This window comes from Salinibacillus aidingensis (genome assembly GCF_055393355.1).
Genome location: NZ_AP043759.1, coordinates 1 through 20,970, shown reverse-complemented (window position 1 = coordinate 20,970; position 20,970 = coordinate 1). Strand labels below are relative to the sequence as shown.

General features: G+C 46.8%; 8 protein-coding genes, 9 tRNA genes and 6 rRNA genes. All 23 read right to left on the bottom strand.

What is annotated here, in order from left to right; all coding sequences use genetic code 11:
- Positions 1–32: 32 nt before the first annotated feature.
- Complete coding sequence (locus ACZ5OK_RS00115; protein ID WP_343843864.1) at positions 33–1,196, bottom strand: bifunctional 2-C-methyl-D-erythritol 4-phosphate cytidylyltransferase/2-C-methyl-D-erythritol 2,4-cyclodiphosphate synthase; 1,164 nt, start codon at positions 1,194–1,196, stop codon at positions 33–35.
- A gap of 117 nt (positions 1,197–1,313) precedes the next feature.
- Positions 1,314–2,414, bottom strand: a complete 1,101-nt coding sequence (locus tag ACZ5OK_RS00110) for a PIN/TRAM domain-containing protein (RefSeq protein ID WP_343843703.1) — start codon at positions 2,412–2,414, stop codon at positions 1,314–1,316.
- 353 nt (positions 2,415–2,767) lie between these two features.
- Positions 2,768–4,135 (bottom strand): DNA repair protein RadA, encoded by a 1,368-nt coding sequence (gene radA / locus ACZ5OK_RS00105; RefSeq protein ID WP_343843700.1) that lies wholly within the window; start codon positions 4,133–4,135, stop codon positions 2,768–2,770.
- 177 nt (positions 4,136–4,312) lie between these two features.
- Positions 4,313–6,745 carry an ATP-dependent protease ATP-binding subunit ClpC gene (clpC, locus tag ACZ5OK_RS00100; RefSeq protein ID WP_343843697.1) on the bottom strand — a complete coding sequence of 811 codons (2,433 nt, stop codon included), beginning with the start codon at positions 6,743–6,745 and terminating at the stop codon, positions 4,313–4,315.
- Positions 6,746–6,760: 15 nt separating this feature from the next.
- The gene (locus ACZ5OK_RS00095; RefSeq protein ID WP_343843694.1) at positions 6,761–7,828 is read right to left on the bottom strand and encodes a protein arginine kinase; all 1,068 of its coding nucleotides are present in this window, start codon (positions 7,826–7,828) and stop codon (positions 6,761–6,763) included.
- Positions 7,828–8,376 (bottom strand): UvrB/UvrC motif-containing protein, encoded by a 549-nt coding sequence (locus tag ACZ5OK_RS00090; protein WP_343843691.1) that lies wholly within the window; start codon positions 8,374–8,376, stop codon positions 7,828–7,830. Before ACZ5OK_RS00090 ends, ACZ5OK_RS00095 begins: the two co-directional genes overlap by 1 nt.
- Positions 8,377–8,391: 15 nt before the next feature.
- Positions 8,392–8,856 (bottom strand): CtsR family transcriptional regulator, encoded by a 465-nt coding sequence (locus tag ACZ5OK_RS00085; protein WP_044153387.1) that lies wholly within the window; start codon positions 8,854–8,856, stop codon positions 8,392–8,394.
- 218 nt (positions 8,857–9,074) lie between these two features.
- Positions 9,075–9,773, bottom strand: coding sequence for an MgtC/SapB family protein (locus tag ACZ5OK_RS00080; protein ID WP_343843684.1), 699 nt, complete (start codon positions 9,771–9,773; stop codon positions 9,075–9,077).
- A 214-nt stretch (positions 9,774–9,987) separates the two neighbouring features.
- A 5S ribosomal RNA gene (gene rrf, locus ACZ5OK_RS00075) occupies positions 9,988–10,103 on the bottom strand.
- 196 nt (positions 10,104–10,299) lie between these two features.
- A 23S ribosomal RNA gene (locus ACZ5OK_RS00070) occupies positions 10,300–13,229 on the bottom strand.
- 157 nt (positions 13,230–13,386) lie between these two features.
- Positions 13,387–14,950 (bottom strand): 16S ribosomal RNA (locus tag ACZ5OK_RS00065).
- A 100-nt stretch (positions 14,951–15,050) separates the two neighbouring features.
- Positions 15,051–15,126, bottom strand: a tRNA-Ala gene (locus ACZ5OK_RS00060).
- Between the two features lie 12 nt (positions 15,127–15,138).
- A tRNA-Pro gene (locus ACZ5OK_RS00055) sits at positions 15,139–15,215 on the bottom strand.
- A gap of 5 nt (positions 15,216–15,220) precedes the next feature.
- Positions 15,221–15,297 (bottom strand) — tRNA-Arg (locus tag ACZ5OK_RS00050).
- A gap of 7 nt (positions 15,298–15,304) precedes the next feature.
- Positions 15,305–15,394, bottom strand: a tRNA-Leu gene (locus tag ACZ5OK_RS00045).
- A 6-nt stretch (positions 15,395–15,400) separates the two neighbouring features.
- Positions 15,401–15,475: transfer RNA gene (locus ACZ5OK_RS00040), tRNA-Gly, on the bottom strand.
- 78 nt (positions 15,476–15,553) lie between these two features.
- Positions 15,554–15,638, bottom strand: a tRNA-Leu gene (locus ACZ5OK_RS00035).
- Positions 15,639–15,643: 5 nt separating this feature from the next.
- A tRNA-Lys gene (locus ACZ5OK_RS00030) sits at positions 15,644–15,719 on the bottom strand.
- A gap of 9 nt (positions 15,720–15,728) precedes the next feature.
- Positions 15,729–15,804, bottom strand: a tRNA-Thr gene (locus tag ACZ5OK_RS00025).
- A gap of 17 nt (positions 15,805–15,821) precedes the next feature.
- A tRNA-Val gene (locus ACZ5OK_RS00020) sits at positions 15,822–15,897 on the bottom strand.
- Between the two features lie 10 nt (positions 15,898–15,907).
- Positions 15,908–16,023, bottom strand: a 5S ribosomal RNA gene (gene rrf, locus ACZ5OK_RS00015).
- A gap of 202 nt (positions 16,024–16,225) precedes the next feature.
- Positions 16,226–19,155: ribosomal RNA gene (locus ACZ5OK_RS00010) — 23S ribosomal RNA — on the bottom strand.
- A gap of 157 nt (positions 19,156–19,312) precedes the next feature.
- A 16S ribosomal RNA gene (locus ACZ5OK_RS00005) occupies positions 19,313–20,876 on the bottom strand.
- Together the 16S, 23S and 5S rRNA genes with 9 tRNA genes alongside form the textbook arrangement of a ribosomal RNA operon.
- Between the last annotated feature and the right edge of the window lie 94 nt (positions 20,877–20,970).

The window sequence follows — 20,970 nt, the reverse complement described above, 5'->3', positions numbered from 1 at the left end:
TGATTCCACGTAAAACTTATTTTACGATTGCTTTATTTATTTTGCAAAAGGACTGTCGCCTGAGCGGCAATGCCTTCCTTTCGTCCTGTAAAACCGAGTTTCTCAGTTGTTGTAGCCTTTATATTAACCTGGGAAGGATCTGCTTCCAGGATCTCAGCAACATTTTCTTTTATTGGTTCTATGTACGGGGACATTTTGGGTGCCTGAGCAATGATCGTACAATCGATATTTCCAAGCTGCAATCCATGATTCTTAACCAGGTTCCACACTTCTTTTAATAATACCTTAGAATCGGCATCTTTAAAAGCAGCTTCTGTGTCCGGAAAATGAGTTCCAATATCCCCTTTTCCAATTGCACCCAGACATGCATCGGCTACTGTATGTAAAAGAACATCAGCATCAGAATGACCAAGCAGACCCTTCTCGTACGGAATGGTCACGCCTCCGATAATACATGGACGTCCATCAACAAGCTGATGAACATCATAACCTGTACCCACCTTCATTTGCAAGCGCGACTCCTCCCTTTCTCTTAACAGGTTCTCTGCTTTTTTAATATCCTCCGGTGTTGTTAATTTAAAATTATCATAGCTGCCCTGAACAATTTCAACATGCTCCCCTAGACGTTCTACCAGTGAAGCATCATCTGTGCCTCTGTATCCTTCACGTCCCGCCTGATCATGTGCCTGTTTAATTTTTTGATATTGAAAACCCTGAGGCGTCTGGGCAGCCCAAAGGCTTTTCCGATCGAGGGTTTCCAGAAGCTCTCCCTCTTTTTTCTTCACCGTATCTGTTACCGGGACAGCGAGCAGCCCGGCCCCTTTTTCCGCTGCAGATTCCACCAACTGATGAATCGCTTCTTCTGCCACAAAGGGTCTTGCTCCATCATGGATCAGGACAATATCCTCTGTCTGACAGGCCATTAGACCATTGTTTACGCTATCCTGACGTTCAGCTCCTCCATCAACAAGCTTCGTAATCTTTGCAAGCTGATATTCATCCACCAAAGCTTCCATATCCTTTTTTTCTTTAGGATTGACGACAAGATAAATATCCGTACACCAGGAGTCCTTCTCGAAAACCTCCAGAGTATGAATCACTAATGGTTTGCTGTAAAGCTGTAAAAACTGTTTATTCATTCCCGTTTTCATTCGTTTCCCAAGGCCTGCAGCAAGAACAATCACTTGATAATTCATATTATGTACCGCCTTTTCAAAACTCGTTTCCTTATGTCTATAGAGCTTTAACAAAACAAAAGCGATAACAAGCTGGTTTGTTATCACTTTTGTCCTCATCCTTTTATTATTCCGTTTTTACAGTGCTTTTTCAAGTAATTTTGGCTTTGCAAAAATCATTCGTCCTGCAGAGGTTTGTAAAACGCTGGTGACAATTACTTCAATAGTTTTGCCGATATAATTCTGCCCTTCTTCAACGACGATCATCGTTCCATCATCCAGATAGGCAACCCCCTGTTTATCCTCCTTACCATCTTTAATAACATGTACAGATAGCTCCTCACCTGGAAGAACAACAGGTTTCACGGCGTTAGCCAAATCATTAATATTTAACACTTCAACATTCTGAAACTCACAAACTTTATTTAAGTTAAAATCATTTGTAACAAGAATGCCTTGAAACGTTTTAGCGAGCTTTACCAGCTTGCTGTCAACTTCATGAATATCCTCAAAATCACCTTCATAAATCTGGACATCAACAGGAAGGTCCTTTTGCATACGATTCAACACGTCCAGACCCCGTCTTCCCCGGTTCCGTTTCAATACGTCTGATGAATCAGCGATGTGCTGCAGTTCTTCAAGTACGAATTGCGGAATAACGATTGTACCTTCTAAAAACTTTGTCTGACATATATCAGCGATCCGGCCATCAATGATGACACTTGTATCAAGAATTTTCGGTTTTGAGTTCAGGAAGGCACCGGACGTATCCTCTTCTTCCTCTCCCGTTTTCCGCTTCTCTTTTTTTGCATTAGCTAATAAGTTGGTAAACTCATTTCTCCGCTTAAAACCAACCTGAAATCCTAAATAACCTAAAATCACCGTTAGAAAAATAGGAATAACCTGTGATACTAGCTGAATTTCAATATCCTGTATTGGTCTATTTACCAACAGCGCAATAATCAAACCGATAATTAATCCAATACTTCCAAACAATAAGTCGGTAACAGGGACTTTAACCAGCGTCTCCTCAACCCAACGGATGAAATTCACAATATAGTCAACCAGCCAAAATGCAGATAAAAATAATATAATAGCACCTATTACCGTACCAACGTATGGCGACAACAGCCATAACGGACTTTCAAGGCCAATCAGCTTTAAGAGATCGGGGACATATAAATATCCTATTGCCCCTCCGGCAACTATTATAAAGACCTGAATAATCTTTTTCAGCATCCATTTCACCTCCTATCAACTATTGTTACCAAAAAATACAAAAATAATAAGAAAAATTATAATTTCATGGACTACCAAATACAAATATTTGGTAGATACTTATTATATCACGCTATTATGCACTAGTCAAAATATTAAACAGACAAGTTTAACACTAATTTTACAATGTGTCAAACTTATTACGGAATTCAGCCTATTTTACAAAACGAGCTGAACAGTTCCCTGATTTGCTTCAAATACTGGCACCATCATTAGCAGGCGGATATCCCAGACCTTTATCGCGGAAACCCTATGAGTCAGGTTACGGGCCTTAGTCATTCCAAAGACCTAAAAAGAATCCTGAATCATTTCATTTATGTTTCAAAAGTAACTTTTAAAGCATCCTGAATACTATCCACACCAACGACTTCAATGGATGAGGGCGGGTCCCATCCGGATAAATTATTGTTTGGAATGATGGCCCGTTTAAATCCTAACTTGGCTGCCTCCTGAACGCGCTGTTCGATTCGCGATACACGGCGAACCTCACCTGTCAGTCCAACCTCACCAATCAGAATATCGTCCGGTCGGGGGGACTTTTCTCTAAAACTGGACGCAATACTGACAGCGATGGCTAAATCAATTGCAGGTTCATCAAGTTTTATACCCCCGGCTACTTTAATATAGGCATCCTGGTTTTGCAGCAACAAGCCTGCTCTTTTTTCCAGTACCGCCATTAAAAGATGAACACGGTTCTGACTCAATCCGGTTGCCATTCGACGCGGATTTCCAAAGCTTGTCGGTGAAATTAAGGCCTGAATTTCAACAAGGACCGGTCTTGTCCCTTCCATTGATGCTACAATCGTTGACCCTGCCACCCCGCTTGAGCGTTCTTCCAGGAAAATTTCGGAAGGATTCAGAACTTCTGTAAGACCTTCCTCCTTCATTTCAAAAATCCCCATCTCGTGAGTACTTCCAAAGCGGTTTTTTACACTTCTTACAATACGAAAGGTATGGTGCCGCTCTCCTTCAAAATAAAGTACTGTATCCACCATATGCTCAAGTAAACGAGGGCCGGCAATGGACCCTTCTTTTGTTACATGACCTACAATAAACACAGGGATTCCATTCTGCTTGGCAATTCTCATCAGTTCCGATGTCGACTCTCTGACTTGAGAAACACTCCCAGGAGCTGAGGTAATCTCACTATGATAGACGGTTTGAATAGAATCTACCACTACAAGAGACGGCTTCATATCATATATTGCATCCGCTAACTGCTGTAAATTTGTTTCAGCCATTACATAGAGACGATCGGAATTTATCTGAAGCCGATCTGCCCGAAGCTTCGTTTGACGAACGGATTCTTCACCTGATATGTATAAGATGTCCAGTCCTTTTTGGGCCATCTGAGCAGAAATTTGCAATAGGAGGGTTGATTTCCCTATACCCGGATCGCCACCGATTAAAACCAGGGATCCCGGTACAATTCCTCCACCCAAAACTCTGTTAAACTCCGGCATTTGAGTGGCAATACGTTTTTCCTCCTGTATGGCAATACCTGTTATACGTTCAGGCTTGCTCGCCTTCTGTGAGCCGCCGGAAACAGTCTGACGTGTATTGGTTATTTCCTTTTCTTCTACTAATGTATTCCATGTCTGACAGGCCGGACATTTCCCCATCCATTTTGGCGATTCATATCCACATTCCTGACAGACAAATTTCACTTTGGGTTTAGCCATAATATCCTTCCTTCTTTGCCCTTCATATATATATACGAATAAAACATGTACTTAGTTGCACATTTTTGTGACAAATCATTGAACACCGTTATTTAATAGTATAAAAAAATATCGGAAGGGAATCACCCTCCGATATTTTTATTTTATCACGTTTTATCCTTCAATTTTTGAAAAATTTTAAGGTCTTACGATGATTTCTCCATCATCATTGGTATCAATTGTGACTTTTTTACCTTTTTCCACATTACCTTTAAGCAGTTCCTCCGATAACAGATCCTCAATGTTTTTCTGAATGGATCTGCGCAATGGACGGGCACCATACTCAAGGTCAATGCCTTCATCTGAGATTTTATCCAGCGCCGGATCTGTCACCTCGAAATCAATCTCCTGATCTACCAATCGTTGTCTGAGCTGTTCAATCATTAATGAGACAATTTCTTTAAGATGCTTCTTCTCAAGGGAATGGAAGACAATGGTTTCATCAATTCGGTTCAGGAACTCTGGACGGAAAGCTTTCTTCAGTTCCTCCATAACCTTTGACTTCATATTTTGGAAATCCTGCTCTTCATCTCCTAATGTGAACCCTACATATTTATTCCTGCGCAGTTCACGGGCTCCTACGTTGGAGGTCATAATGAGAACCGTATTACGAAAATCAACGGTACGTCCTTTTGAGTCTGTTAAACGGCCATCTTCCAGGACCTGCAGAAGCATGTTAAATACATCCGGATGGGCCTTTTCAATCTCATCCAGAAGTACAACTGAATAAGGCTTGGTACGTACCTTTTCCGTTAACTGTCCTCCTTCTTCGAATCCTACATAGCCTGGAGGGGACCCTACAAGTCTTGAGGTGGAATGCTTCTCCATATATTCGGACATATCGATGCGAATCATCGCGTCCTCATCACCAAACATGGATGATGCTAAGGCACGTGCGAGTTCGGTTTTACCCACACCGGTTGGTCCTAAGAAGATAAAGGAACCGATTGGACGTTTTGGATCCTTCAGACCTGCACGGGCTCTGCGAATTGCTTTGGAAATAGCCTTAACTGCCTCATCCTGCCCAATAACCCGAGAATGTAATGTCTCCTCAAGGTTAAGCAAGCGTTCACTCTCATCCTTAGCCAGTCTTGACACGGGTACTCCAGTCCAGGTGGATACCACACTTGCGATATCTTCAAGTGTCACTTCAGAGTTTTCCTGCCCCTGTTTTTCCTTCCACTCTGATTGTGTTTTTTCCAGACGTTCACGAAGACGCTGCTCATTATCACGTAAAGAAGCCGCTTTTTCAAATTCCTGACTTTGAACCGCAGCATCCTTTTCTTTACGCACCTCTTCCAATTGCTGCTCCAGTTCTTTTAAATCAGGTGGAGCTGTGTAAGAACGAAGACGAACTTTAGAAGCTGCTTCATCGATCAAATCAATCGCTTTATCCGGTAAAAAGCGGTCCGTGATATAACGGTCAGAAAGTCTTACAGATGACTCAATGGCCTCATCTGTAATCGAGACACGATGGTGGGCTTCATAGCGATCTCTTAAGCCCTGTAAAATCTGTACGGACTCTTCCTTAGTTGGCTCATCCACCTGAATAGGCTGGAAGCGGCGTTCAAGTGCCGCATCTTTTTCAATATATTTACGGTACTCATCTAACGTGGTCGCTCCAATACACTGGAGCTCTCCTCTGGCAAGCGCTGGTTTTAAGATGTTGGAAGCATCAATCGCACCTTCTGCTCCACCAGCACCAATAAGAGTATGAAGCTCATCAATAAACAGGATAATATTCCCTGCCTGGCGAATTTCCTCCATCACCTTTTTCAGACGGTCTTCAAATTCACCACGATATTTCGTACCTGCAACAACGGTACCCATATCCAGGGTCATCACTCGTTTATCCCTTAAAATCTCCGGAATTTCATTATTTACAATTTGCTGGGCTAAACCTTCTGCAATGGCTGTTTTACCTACCCCAGGCTCCCCGATTAAGACAGGGTTATTTTTAGTTCGACGGCAAAGCACCTGAACGACACGCTCAATTTCCTCGCTTCTTCCAATCACAGGGTCAATGTGATCCTCTTTTGCGATGGCCGTTAAATCCCTCGCCAGAGAATCCAATGTTGGTGTATTGGCATTTGAAGACTGACGACCGACTCCTCCGCGGTGGCTGGAAGTGGATTCATTGCTTCCTAATAGCTGAAGGACCTGTTGACGGGCTTTATTGAGACTGACTCCCAAATTATTTAAAACACGTGCAGCAACCCCTTCTCCTTCACGAATAAGACCAAGAAGTATATGTTCAGTACCAACATAGGAATGACCAAGTTTACGGGCTTCATCCATAGATAATTCAATTACTTTTTTGGCCCGTGGTGTATAGTGAATCGTCTGATTAGCCTTCTCCCCTTTTCCAATTAGCTGCTCAACTTCCTGCTGGATTTTATCCGGTTCTACGTTCAGGGTGGTTAAGGCCTTCGCAGCAATCCCTTCTCCTTCTGTAACTAATCCAAGCAAAATATGCTCTGTACCAATATTGTTGTGCCCTAGACGCATGGCTTCTTCCTGGGCAAGGGCTAAAACCTTCTGTGCTCTTTCTGTAAATCGCCCAAACATCATATCTCTATTCACTCCTTACATCTTTTCTAAATGAAGTCGTTCTCTTATTAAAGCAGCTCTTCTTATATCTCTTTCTTCCGGTTTCAATGGCTTTTTCGCATATTGCTGCAGAAAACCGGGCTGAGTTAATACAGTCAGTTCGTTTAAAATTGTTTTTGAGATATTCTCAATAATTCCTAAATCAATTCCAAGCCTTACATCAGACAGGCATTGCGCTGCTTCCTTGGATTGGATGATCCGGCTGTTGGCTAAAATTCCGTAAGAACGGAACACTTTATCCTCCAGTTGTATACCTGAATTACTCATCAGACGCTGACGTGCATAGCGCTCCTGTTCAATTAACTGTGTCACGACACTCTTTAAGTCTTCAACAATATCCTCCTCAGATTTACCTAATGTAATCTGATTGGAAATTTGAAACAGATTGCCTAACGCTTCACTGCCTTCTCCATAAATCCCTCTCACGACCAGGCCTAACTGGTTGATGGCAGGTATCATTCTGTTTATTTGCTGTGTAATCACAAGAGCTGGCAGATGCATCATGACCGAAGCTCTCATACCCGTCCCGACATTTGTTGGACAGCTGGTTAAATAACCACGGTCTTTATCAAAGGCATAATTAATCTTTTCCTCAAGCCAGTCATCAATTTTAGATGCATAGTCCAGGGCATTCTCTAACTGAAGTCCAGGGTAGTAAAGCTGTATACGTATGTGATCCTCTTCGTTAAGCATGATGGATACTTGTTCATTCTCTGAAATTAAAGCAGCCCCCGACTCATTATGTTCGGTTAACTGCGGGCTGATGAGATGTTTTTCCACCAATACCCTCTTTTCAATGGGTTCTAAATCGGACATCCTTACTAATTCAAGCTTTGCGTTCTTTTCTAAGGATTGATTTTCGAAATGATCCTCAAAAACATCCAGGACTTTATTCAGCATATCGGAATTAGCAACAATCGGAAACGGATATTCTTTAAAATTCCTGGCTAGCCGAATACGACTGCTAAGAACGATATCACTATCCTGCCCCTCTTCTTTTAACCATGGGCTAACGGCTTCGTTAATAAATTGCTGTAAGGACATTAGACTTCACCGCCCTTATCATTATTAAGTTGTTTTTCCAATTCACGTATCTGATCCCGCATTTTAGCTGCCTCTTCAAATTGTTCTTTTTCAATTAATTTTTGTAATTCCAGCCGATACTGCTGAAGATTACGCTTCAGATGAAGATTTCCTCCTACACGTTTTGGAATTTTTCCATCATGAGTTGTATTTCCACTGTGAACTCTTCTGAAAATAGGATTTAAATGCTGATCAAAAGTTTCATAGCACTGGTCACATCCAAATTTTCCGCGTCGTTTAAATTCCTCATAAGTCATGCCGCATTTATCACATTGCAACGAATGGTTTGATTGAAAAGACGAGCCTTGGCTTTCTTTAAATGATGTTCCCGAATCAAAATTAAACAAACCTGATAATAAATCCTGGAAGGAAAAATTCTGATTGTATTGATCCATATACCCTTTTTCCTGGGCACAATATTCACACAAGTGCACTTCCGTTTTTTCGCCATTTACTACCTGGCTGAAATGAACGGTAGCAGGTCTTTTCTCGCACTCCTGACATTTCATGCGAATCAACCTCCCTTACATTCTGTATCTTAATACATCAAGCATAGCTACTAAAATTTTCGATCTTAGTTCGTCACGTGCTGGTAATTGAATGGAAATTACATTCCGATCTAATGCACTGAGCATCAATTTGGCCTCACGTTCAGTTATAATCTCTTCTTCAAGCAGACGCTCAATAACATCCAAACTCGCCTGCTGAGTAATCTGAGGCTGGACAAGCTCCATGATTTGTTCAATTAACTCCACTTTGCTTTGTGGTTTAACACGAATAATACGAATATATCCACCACCACCACGTTTACTTTCCACTAAATAACCTTTTTCGATGGTAAACCTTGTTTTAATAACATAATTAATTTGAGAAGGTACACATTGGAAACGGTCTGCAATTTCACTTCTTTTAATTTCAATTGCGTTCTGGTGGCTCTGTTTCAGAACTTCTTTTAAATAATTCTCAATGATGTCGGATATATTTCGCATCTTCCCTCCTCCTTAAATCATTTCACTATTAACACTGTATCTCTGCACAATTTGACTTTGACTATCTTTGACTTTATCTTCATTATACTCAAATTACGCATTCATGCAAATAATATGTATGCCATTAACAAAGGGAAAAACTCTCAAAAACCGTTTCTCTATTTAAAGTTTATCCGTTTAACTTCAAATAAAACCTGACAAAACAACAATTTAATAATTTAATTTTTATCATATATATATGTCACATTTTTGATTTTGGTTAAATGGTCGAGCAGATCATTTCGTTCAAAATCCTGACCCTTGTCAATTTCAACTAACAAATATCTCTCATCATTGTCCTGATGGTTCACTTCCACTCTTTTTACCCTTAATTGAAAATCATCAAATACCTTCAGGAGGTCATTCAGTTTCGCATCTCTATTTAAAATTAATCGGATTTTACGATCACTCTTTTTATTTTTCGCTAAACGATTTTCAAATTGATTGAGGAAAATCAGACTTAAAAGAACGACAAATGTTGTTAACAATGCAGGTCCATACATTCCTGCCCCAATAACGAGACCAAGTCCGGCAACGGTCCATATGGAAGCAGCCGTTGTAAGTCCTCGGATAGTCATTCCATGAACCATTATAGTTCCAGCCCCTAAAAAGCCTATTCCACTAATCACATAGGATGGTATACGCGCTGGATCAAACCGGATGTTTTCAAAATTATCCAAATACTGATCAAATCCATAAAGGGATAATAGCATCATCAGACAGGCACTTACACCAACTAATATATGAGTTCGAAAACCGGCCGAGTGATTTTTTATCTCCCGTTCAAAACCAATAACCCCACATAAGGTTGCAGCTAATATAAGACGAAAGGCCATAATTTCAAAGTTATCATTTAACCAATAGACTGATTCAAACATAGCTTTCTCCCCTTAGTCCCTTTGTTCAAGCAATAATCAGTGAAATTTAATTTCTCTCCTGTTGCTTTCCCTTTTTAGTGTAAATGTCAGTCTCTTATATTTTTTCTTTAATATAGATTATTCACTGACTGGTCATGAAATGTTTGTTCAATAAATTATATTAAATATTATTATACGAAAAAAAAGCCAAGAAGAAAATGTCTTCTTGGCTTTTGCCCAGCAGCGTCCTACTCTCGCAGGGGAAGAACCCCAACTACCATCGGCGCTGGAGAGCTTAACTACTGTGTTCGGAATGGGAACAGGTGTGACCTCTCCGCCATCGCCACTGGACTTTGGCTTGGTCGTTCTGCGTTGTTCATACAAATGAGCGCTTTTAGCAGAACTTCCTTATCATTATTGATTTCAGGTGACTAGCACCCTCAAAACTAGATAAGAAAAGCAATTATGTGAGCAGGCAGTGGTTTATAAATCCGTCTGCGTTTTTTGTCCAGCTTCGACTTGCATGCGCTCGCCTCCGCTTTTCGTATAAGTTAAGTCCTCGATTGATTAGTATCCGTCAGCTGCACGTGTCACCACGCTTCCACCTCGAACCTATCTACCTCATCGTCTCTGAGGAATCTTACTCATTTAAAATGATGGGAAATCTCATCTTGAGGGGGGCTTCATGCTTAGATGCTTTCAGCACTTATCCCTTCCACACGTAGCTACCCAGCCGTGCTCCTGGCGGAACAACTGGTACACCAGCGGTGTGTCCATCCCGGTCCTCTCGTACTAAGGACAGCTCCTCTCAAATTTCCAACGCCCACGACGGATAGGGACCGAACTGTCTCACGACGTTCTGAACCCAGCTCGCGTACCGCTTTAATGGGCGAACAGCCCAACCCTTGGGACCGACTACAGCCCCAGGATGCGATGAGCCGACATCGAGGTGCCAAACCTCCCCGTCGATGTGGACTCTTGGGGGAGATAAGCCTGTTATCCCCGGGGTAGCTTTTATCCGTTGAGCGACGGCCCTTCCATTCGGTACCGCCGGATCACTAAGCCCGACTTTCGTCCCTGCTCGACTTGTAGGTCTCGCAGTCAAGCTCCCTTCTGCCTTTACACTCTGCGAATGATTTCCAACCATTCTGAGGGAACCTTTGGGCGCCTCCGTTACTCTTTAGGAGGCGACCGCCCCAGTCAAACTGCCCACCTGACACTGTCTCCGAACCGGATCACGGTTCTGGGTTAGAATGTCCGTACAGCCAGGGTGGTATCCCACCGGCGCCTCCACCGAAGCTAGCGCTCCGGTTTCGATGGCTCCCACCTATCCTGTACAAGCTGTACCAACATTCAATATCAGGCTACAGTAAAGCTCCACGGGGTCTTTCCGTCCTGTCGCGGGTAATGCGCATCTTCACGCATAGTATAATTTCACCGGGTCTCTCGTTGAGACAGTGCCCAAGTCGTTGCACCTTTCGTGCGGGTCGGAACTTACCCGACAAGGAATTTCGCTACCTTAGGACCGTTATAGTTACGGCCGCCGTTTACTGGGGCTTCGATTCAGAGCTTCGCCCAAAGGGCTAACTCATCCTCTTAACCTTCCAGCACCGGGCAGGTGTCAGCCCCTATACTTCGCCTTTCGGCTTCGCAGAGACCTGTGTTTTTGATAAACAGTCGCTTGGGCCTTTTCACTGCGGCTCATCCAGACCGAAGCCTGAACGAGCACCCCTTCTCCCGAAGTTACGGGGTCATTTTGCCGAGTTCCTTAACGAGAGTTATCCCGCTCACCTTAGGATTCTCTCCTCGCCTACCTGTGTCGGTTTGCGGTACGGGCACCCTCATCCTCACGAGAGGCTTTTCTTGGCAGTGTGAAATCAGGAACTTCGGTACTCTATTTCCCTCCCCATCACAGCCCGAGCTTACGATGAACGGATTTGCCTGCTCATCACTCTCACTGCTTGGACGTGCATATCCATCAGCACGCTTCCCTATCCTCCTGCGTCACCCCATTGCTCAAACGGATGAAAGGTGGTACAGGAATATCAACCTGTTTTCCATCGCCTACGCCTTTCGGCCTCGGCTTAGGTCCCGACTAACCCTGAGCGGACGAGCCTTCCTCAGGAAACCTTAGGCTTTCGGTGGACAAGATTCTCACTTGTCTTTCGCTACTCATACCGGCATTCTCACTTCTAAGCGCTCCACCCGTTCTTCCGATCGGACTTCGCTGCGCTTAGAACGCTCTCCTACCATTGTACCAACGGTACAATCCGCAGCTTCGGTGATACGTTTAGCCCCGGTATATTTTCGGCGCAGAGTCACTCGACCAGTGAGCTATTACGCACTCTTTAAATGATGGCTGCTTCTAAGCCAACATCCTGGTTGTCTAAGCAACTCCACATCCTTTTCCACTTAACGTATACTTAGGGACCTTAGCTGGCGGTCTGGGCTGTTTCCCTCTCGACTATGAACCTTATCACCCATAGTCTGACTCCCAAGCTCAAGTTGTTGGCATTCGGAGTTTGACTGAATTCGGTAACCCGATGAGGGCCCCTAGTCCAATCAGTGCTCTACCTCCAAAACTCGATTCTTGAGGCTAGCCCTAAAGCTATTTCGGAGAGAACCAGCTATCTCCGTGTTCGATTGGCATTTCACCGCTACCCACACCTCATCCCCGCACTTTTCAACGTACGTGGGTTCGGGCCTCCAGTAAGTGTTACCTTACCTTCACCCTGGACATGGGTAGGTCACACGGTTTCGGGTCTGCGACCTCATACTCATACGCCCTGTTCAGACTCGCTTTCGCTGCGGCTCCACATCTTCTGCTTAACCTTGCATGAGATCGAAACTCGCCGGTTCATTCTACAAAAGGCACGCTGTCACCCATTAACGGGCTCCAACTACTTGTAAGCACACGGTTTCAGGTTCTCTTTCACTCCCCTCCCGGGGTGCTTTTCACCTTTCCCTCACGGTACTGGTTCGCTATCGGTCACTAGGGAGTATTTAGCCTTGGGAGATGGTCCTCCCGGATTCCGACGGAATTTCACGTGTTCCGCCGTACTCAGGATCCACTCCGGAGGAAACCAGGTTTGAATTACAGGGCTGTTACCTTCTTCGGCAGGTCTTTCCAGACCGTTTCATCTACCTGATTTCTTGGTAACTCCGTATGGAGTGTCCTACAACCCCAGAAGGCAAGCCTTCTGGTTTGGGCTGTTTCCCGTTCGCTCGCCGCTACTTAGGAAATCGCGTTTGCTTTCTCTTCCTCCGGGTACTGAGATGTTTCAGTTCCCCGGGTTACCTTCCTTACCCTATGGATTCAGATAAGGATACTGCCCCATTACGGACAGCGGGTTTCCCCATTCGGAAATCTCCGGATCAAAGCTTACTTACAGCTCCCCGAAGCATATCGGTGTTTGTCCCGTCCTTCATCGGCTCCTAGTGCCAAGGCATTCACCGTGCGCTCTTATTCACTTAACTTATAACGCACACGGACAATATTGTCCGTTGTCTGCTCTTGATTGCTTTCTTATCTAGTTTTCAAGGTGCTATTTGAAGAATCCTTCGATCCTTCAAAACTAAACAAAACAACCGAGTACGCTCTTTTTTGGTCACGAAGTGACCTTATCTTCCTTAGAAAGGAGGTGATCCAGCCGCACCTTCCGATACGGCTACCTTGTTACGACTTCACCCCAATCATTGGCCCCACCTTAGGCGGCTGGCTCCAAAAGGTTACCCCACCGACTTCGGGTGTTGCCAACTCTCGTGGTGTGACGGGCGGTGTGTACAAGGCCCGGGAACGTATTCACCGCGGCATGCTGATCCGCGATTACTAGCGATTCCGGCTTCATACAGGCGAGTTGCAGCCTGCAATCCGAACTGAGAATGGTTTTATGGGATTAGCTTCACCTCGCGGCTTCGCTGCCCTTTGTACCATCCATTGTAGCACGTGTGTAGCCCAGGTCATAAGGGGCATGATGATTTGACGTCATCCCCACCTTCCTCCGGTTTGTCACCGGCAGTCACCCTAGAGTGCCCAACTTAATGCTGGCAACTAAGGTCAAGGGTTGCGCTCGTTGCGGGACTTAACCCAACATCTCACGACACGAGCTGACGACAACCATGCACCACCTGTCACTCTGTCCCCGAAGGGAACCCTCTATCTCTAGAGGTAGCAGAGGATGTCAAGACCTGGTAAGGTTCTTCGCGTTGCTTCGAATTAAACCACATGCTCCACCGCTTGTGCGGGCCCCCGTCAATTCCTTTGAGTTTCAGCCTTGCGGCCGTACTCCCCAGGCGGAGTGCTTAATGCGTTAACTTCAGCACTAAGGGGCGGAAACCCCCTAACACCTAGCACTCAACGTTTACGGCGTGGACTACCAGGGTATCTAATCCTGTTCGCTCCCCACGCTTTCGCGCCTCAGCGTCAGTTACAGGCCAGAGAGTCGCCTTCGCCACTGGTGTTCCTCCACATATCTACGCATTTCACCGCTACACGTGGAATTCCACTCTCCTCTCCTGCACTCAAGCCTCCCAGTTTCCAATGACCCTCCACGGTTAAGCCGTGGGCTTTCACATCAGACTTAAGAAACCGCCTGCGCGCGCTTTACGCCCAATAATTCCGGACAACGCTTGCCACCTACGTATTACCGCGGCTGCTGGCACGTAGTTAGCCGTGGCTTTCTGGTCAGGTACCGTCAAGGCACAAGCAGTTCCTCTTGTACTTGTTCTTCCCTGACAACAGAGCTTTACGATCCGAAGACCTTCATCACTCACGCGGCGTTGCTCCGTCAGACTTTCGTCCATTGCGGAAGATTCCCTACTGCTGCCTCCCGTAGGAGTCTGGGCCGTGTCTCAGTCCCAGTGTGGCCGATCACCCTCTCAGGTCGGCTACGCATCGTTGCCTTGGTGAGCTCTTACCTCACCAACTAGCTAATGCGCCGCGGGCCCATCTGTAAGTGACAGCATAAAAGCCGTCTTTCAACTTCCGACCATGCGGTCGGAGGTGTTATCCGGTATTAGCCCCGGTTTCCCGGAGTTATCCCGATCTTACAGGCAGGTTGCCCACGTGTTACTCACCCGTCCGCCGCTCGTTCCACAAGTTTCATCCCGAAGGAATCAACTTGTTTCACGCGCTCGACTTGCATGTATTAGGCACGCCGCCAGCGTTCGTCCTGAGCCAGGATCAAACTCTCCAATAAGTTTGGATGTTAAAATCCATAATGCTCATATTCAAAATGCTATTTAAATAGCGAATTGACGTACTGGTTGTTTTGTTCAGTTTTCAAGGTTCGAATTAATTGGTGGAGCCTAGCGGGATCGAACCGCTGACCTCCTGCGTGCAAAGCAGGCGCTCTCCCAGCTGAGCTAAGGCCCCATTATAACTAAGTGGTCGGGAAGACAGGATTCGAACCTGCGACCCCATGGTCCCAAACCATGTGCTCTACCAAGCTGAGCTACTTCCCGTTAAATGGCGCGCCCGAGAGGAGTCGAACCCCTAACCTTCTGATCCGTAGTCAGACGCTCTATCCAATTGAGCTACGGGCGCAAATATATGGTGCCGAGGGCCGGACTCGAACCGGCACGGTAGGTGACCTACCGCAGGATTTTAAGTCCTGTGCGTCTGCCAATTCCGCCACCCCGGCATTATATGGAGCGGAAGACGGGATTCGAACCCGCGACCCCCACCTTGGCAAGGTGGTGTTCTACCACTGAACTACTTCCGCAAGATATAATGTTTAAGACCCAATAAATAAAATATTAACATATTTTATTTTAAAAATCACTATAATTTATAATATACATGGTGCGGGTGGAGGGAGTCGAACCCCCACGTCGAAAGACACTAGATCCTAAGTCTAGCGCGTCTGCCAATTCCGCCACACCCGCAAGGATGGTGAGCCATGGAGGATTCGAACCTCCGACCCTCTGATTAAAAGTCAGATGCTCTACCAACTGAGCTAATGGCTCAAAATAAAATGGTGCCGGCCAGAGGACTTGAACCCCCAACCTACTGATTACAAGTCAGTTGCTCTACCAGTTGAGCTAGGCCGGCATATTTCAAAAGATATATGGTGGAGGATGGCGGGCTCGAACCACCGACCCCCTGCTTGTAAGGCAGGTGCTCTCCCAGCTGAGCTAATCCTCCTTGATCTTAAGCCTGGCGGCTTCCTACTCTCGCAGGGGAAGAACCCCAACTACCATCGGCGCTGGAGAGCTTAACTACTGTGTTCGGAATGGGAACAGGTGTGACCTCTCCGCCATCGCCACCAGACAATAACAAACTTATTCTTTTTTCAAGGACAAGTAATATTATATTTACTTTTGATTAAAAAAGCAAGTGTTTTTTTAAATAAATTTTTAACACCCTCAAAACTAGATAAGAAAAGCAATCATGTGAGCAGGCAGTGGTTTATAAATCCGTCTGCGTTTTTTGTCCAGCTTCGACTTGCATGCGCTTGCCTCCGCTTTTCGTATAAGTTAAGTCCTCGATTGATTAGTATCCGTCAGCTGCACGTGTCACCACGCTTCCACCTCGGACCTATCTACCTCATCGTCTTTGAGGAATCTTACTCATTTAAAATGATGGGAAATCTCATCTTGAGGGGGGCTTCATGCTTAGATGCTTTCAGCACTTATCCCTTCCACACGTAGCTACCCAGCCGTGCTCCTGGCGGAACAACTGGTACACCAGCGGTGTGTCCATCCCGGTCCTCTCGTACTAAGGACAGCTCCTCTCAAATTTCCAACGCCCACGACGGATAGGGACCGAACTGTCTCACGACGTTCTGAACCCAGCTCGCGTACCGCTTTAATGGGCGAACAGCCCAACCCTTGGGACCGACTACAGCCCCAGGATGCGATGAGCCGACATCGAGGTGCCAAACCTCCCCGTCGATGTGGACTCTTGGGGGAGATAAGCCTGTTATCCCCGGGGTAGCTTTTATCCGTTGAGCGACGGCCCTTCCATTCGGTACCGCCGGATCACTAAGCCCGACTTTCGTCCCTGCTCGACTTGTAGGTCTCGCAGTCAAGCTCCCTTCTGCCTTTACACTCTGCGAATGATTTCCAACCATTCTGAGGGAACCTTTGGGCGCCTCCGTTACTCTTTAGGAGGCGACCGCCCCAGTCAAACTGCCCACCTGACACTGTCTCCGAACCGGATCACGGTTCTGGGTTAGAATGTCCGTACAGCCAGGGTGGTATCCCACCGGCGCCTCCACCGAAGCTAGCGCTCCGGTTTCGATGGCTCCCACCTATCCTGTACAAGCTGTACCAACATTCAATATCAGGCTACAGTAAAGCTCCACGGGGTCTTTCCGTCCTGTCGCGGGTAATGCGCATCTTCACGCATAGTATAATTTCACCGGGTCTCTCGTTGAGACAGTGCCCAAGTCGTTGCACCTTTCGTGCGGGTCGGAACTTACCCGACAAGGAATTTCGCTACCTTAGGACCGTTATAGTTACGGCCGCCGTTTACTGGGGCTTCGATTCAGAGCTTCGCCCAAAGGGCTAACTCATCCTCTTAACCTTCCAGCACCGGGCAGGTGTCAGCCCCTATACTTCGCCTTTCGGCTTCGCAGAGACCTGTGTTTTTGATAAACAGTCGCTTGGGCCTTTTCACTGCGGCTCATCCAGACCGAAGCCTGAACGAGCACCCCTTCTCCCGAAGTTACGGGGTCATTTTGCCGAGTTCCTTAACGAGAGTTATCCCGCTCACCTTAGGATTCTCTCCTCGCCTACCTGTGTCGGTTTGCGGTACGGGCACCCTCATCCTCACGAGAGGCTTTTCTTGGCAGTGTGAAATCAGGAACTTCGGTACTCTATTTCCCTCCCCATCACAGCCCGAGCTTACGATGAACGGATTTGCCTGCTCATCACTCTCACTGCTTGGACGTGCATATCCATCAGCACGCTTCCCTATCCTCCTGCGTCACCCCATTGCTCAAACGGATGAAAGGTGGTACAGGAATATCAACCTGTTTTCCATCGCCTACGCCTTTCGGCCTCGGCTTAGGTCCCGACTAACCCTGAGCGGACGAGCCTTCCTCAGGAAACCTTAGGCTTTCGGTGGACAAGATTCTCACTTGTCTTTCGCTACTCATACCGGCATTCTCACTTCTAAGCGCTCCACCCGTTCTTCCGATCGGACTTCGCTGCGCTTAGAACGCTCTCCTACCATTGTACCAACGGTACAATCCGCAGCTTCGGTGATACGTTTAGCCCCGGTATATTTTCGGCGCAGAGTCACTCGACCAGTGAGCTATTACGCACTCTTTAAATGATGGCTGCTTCTAAGCCAACATCCTGGTTGTCTAAGCAACTCCACATCCTTTTCCACTTAACGTATACTTAGGGACCTTAGCTGGCGGTCTGGGCTGTTTCCCTCTCGACTATGAACCTTATCACCCATAGTCTGACTCCCAAGCTCAAGTTGTTGGCATTCGGAGTTTGACTGAATTCGGTAACCCGATGAGGGCCCCTAGTCCAATCAGTGCTCTACCTCCAAAACTCGATTCTTGAGGCTAGCCCTAAAGCTATTTCGGAGAGAACCAGCTATCTCCGTGTTCGATTGGCATTTCACCGCTACCCACACCTCATCCCCGCACTTTTCAACGTACGTGGGTTCGGGCCTCCAGTAAGTGTTACCTTACCTTCACCCTGGACATGGGTAGGTCACACGGTTTCGGGTCTGCGACCTCATACTCATACGCCCTGTTCAGACTCGCTTTCGCTGCGGCTCCACATCTTCTGCTTAACCTTGCATGAGATCGAAACTCGCCGGTTCATTCTACAAAAGGCACGCTGTCACCCATTAACGGGCTCCAACTACTTGTAAGCACACGGTTTCAGGTTCTCTTTCACTCCCCTCCCGGGGTGCTTTTCACCTTTCCCTCACGGTACTGGTTCGCTATCGGTCACTAGGGAGTATTTAGCCTTGGGAGATGGTCCTCCCGGATTCCGACGGAATTTCACGTGTTCCGCCGTACTCAGGATCCACTCCGGAGGAAACCAGGTTTGAATTACAGGGCTGTTACCTTCTTCGGCAGGTCTTTCCAGACCGTTTCATCTACCTGATTTCTTGGTAACTCCGTATGGAGTGTCCTACAACCCCAGAAGGCAAGCCTTCTGGTTTGGGCTGTTTCCCGTTCGCTCGCCGCTACTTAGGAAATCGCGTTTGCTTTCTCTTCCTCCGGGTACTGAGATGTTTCAGTTCCCCGGGTTACCTTCCTTACCCTATGGATTCAGATAAGGATACTGCCCCATTACGGACAGCGGGTTTCCCCATTCGGAAATCTCCGGATCAAAGCTTACTTACAGCTCCCCGAAGCATATCGGTGTTTGTCCCGTCCTTCATCGGCTCCTAGTGCCAAGGCATTCACCGTGCGCTCTTATTCACTTAACTTATAACGCACACGGACAATATTGTCCGTTGTCTGCTCTTGATTGCTTTCTTATCTAGTTTTCAAGGTGCTATTTGAAGAATCCTTCGATCCTTCAAAACTAAACAAAACAACCGAGTACGCTCTTTTTTGGTCACGAAGTGACCTTATCTTCCTTAGAAAGGAGGTGATCCAGCCGCACCTTCCGATACGGCTACCTTGTTACGACTTCACCCCAATCATTGGCCCCACCTTAGGCGGCTGGCTCCAAAAGGTTACCCCACCGACTTCGGGTGTTGCCAACTCTCGTGGTGTGACGGGCGGTGTGTACAAGGCCCGGGAACGTATTCACCGCGGCATGCTGATCCGCGATTACTAGCGATTCCGGCTTCATACAGGCGAGTTGCAGCCTGCAATCCGAACTGAGAATGGTTTTATGGGATTAGCTTCACCTCGCGGCTTCGCTGCCCTTTGTACCATCCATTGTAGCACGTGTGTAGCCCAGGTCATAAGGGGCATGATGATTTGACGTCATCCCCACCTTCCTCCGGTTTGTCACCGGCAGTCACCCTAGAGTGCCCAACTTAATGCTGGCAACTAAGGTCAAGGGTTGCGCTCGTTGCGGGACTTAACCCAACATCTCACGACACGAGCTGACGACAACCATGCACCACCTGTCACTCTGTCCCCGAAGGGAACCCTCTATCTCTAGAGGTAGCAGAGGATGTCAAGACCTGGTAAGGTTCTTCGCGTTGCTTCGAATTAAACCACATGCTCCACCGCTTGTGCGGGCCCCCGTCAATTCCTTTGAGTTTCAGCCTTGCGGCCGTACTCCCCAGGCGGAGTGCTTAATGCGTTAACTTCAGCACTAAGGGGCGGAAACCCCCTAACACCTAGCACTCAACGTTTACGGCGTGGACTACCAGGGTATCTAATCCTGTTCGCTCCCCACGCTTTCGCGCCTCAGCGTCAGTTACAGGCCAGAGAGTCGCCTTCGCCACTGGTGTTCCTCCACATATCTACGCATTTCACCGCTACACGTGGAATTCCACTCTCCTCTCCTGCACTCAAGCCTCCCAGTTTCCAATGACCCTCCACGGTTAAGCCGTGGGCTTTCACATCAGACTTAAGAAACCGCCTGCGCGCGCTTTACGCCCAATAATTCCGGACAACGCTTGCCACCTACGTATTACCGCGGCTGCTGGCACGTAGTTAGCCGTGGCTTTCTGGTCAGGTACCGTCAAGGCACAAGCAGTTCCTCTTGTACTTGTTCTTCCCTGACAACAGAGCTTTACGATCCGAAGACCTTCATCACTCACGCGGCGTTGCTCCGTCAGACTTTCGTCCATTGCGGAAGATTCCCTACTGCTGCCTCCCGTAGGAGTCTGGGCCGTGTCTCAGTCCCAGTGTGGCCGATCACCCTCTCAGGTCGGCTACGCATCGTTGCCTTGGTGAGCTCTTACCTCACCAACTAGCTAATGCGCCGCGGGCCCATCTGTAAGTGACAGCATAAAAGCCGTCTTTCAACTTCCGACCATGCGGTCGGAGGTGTTATCCGGTATTAGCCCCGGTTTCCCGGAGTTATCCCGATCTTACAGGCAGGTTGCCCACGTGTTACTCACCCGTCCGCCGCTCGTTCCACAAGTTTCATCCCGAAGGAATCAACTTGTTTCACGCGCTCGACTTGCATGTATTAGGCACGCCGCCAGCGTTCGTCCTGAGCCAGGATCAAACTCTCCAATAAGTTTGGATGTTAAAATCCATAATGCTCATATTCAAAATGCTATTTAAATAGCGAATTGACGTACTGGTTGTTTTGTTCAGTTTTCAAGGTTCGA

Excerpts from the sequence above, each read along its gene's own strand:
- ACZ5OK_RS00115 (WP_343843864.1), bottom strand. The coding sequence starts at position 1,196 with ATGAATTATCAAGTGATTGTTCTTGCTGCAGGCCTTGGGAAACGAATG.
- ACZ5OK_RS00110 (WP_343843703.1), bottom strand. The coding sequence starts at position 2,414 with ATGCTGAAAAAGATTATTCAGGTCTTTATAATAGTTGCCGGAGGGGCA.
- radA (WP_343843700.1), bottom strand. The coding sequence starts at position 4,135 with ATGGCTAAACCCAAAGTGAAATTTGTCTGTCAGGAATGTGGATATGAA.
- clpC (WP_343843697.1), bottom strand. The coding sequence starts at position 6,745 with ATGATGTTTGGGCGATTTACAGAAAGAGCACAGAAGGTTTTAGCCCTT.
- ACZ5OK_RS00095 (WP_343843694.1), bottom strand. The coding sequence starts at position 7,828 with ATGTCCTTACAGCAATTTATTAACGAAGCCGTTAGCCCATGGTTAAAA.
- ACZ5OK_RS00090 (WP_343843691.1), bottom strand. The coding sequence starts at position 8,376 with ATGAAATGTCAGGAGTGCGAGAAAAGACCTGCTACCGTTCATTTCAGC.
- ACZ5OK_RS00085 (WP_044153387.1), bottom strand. The coding sequence starts at position 8,856 with ATGCGAAATATATCCGACATCATTGAGAATTATTTAAAAGAAGTTCTG.
- ACZ5OK_RS00080 (WP_343843684.1), bottom strand. The coding sequence starts at position 9,773 with ATGTTTGAATCAGTCTATTGGTTAAATGATAACTTTGAAATTATGGCC.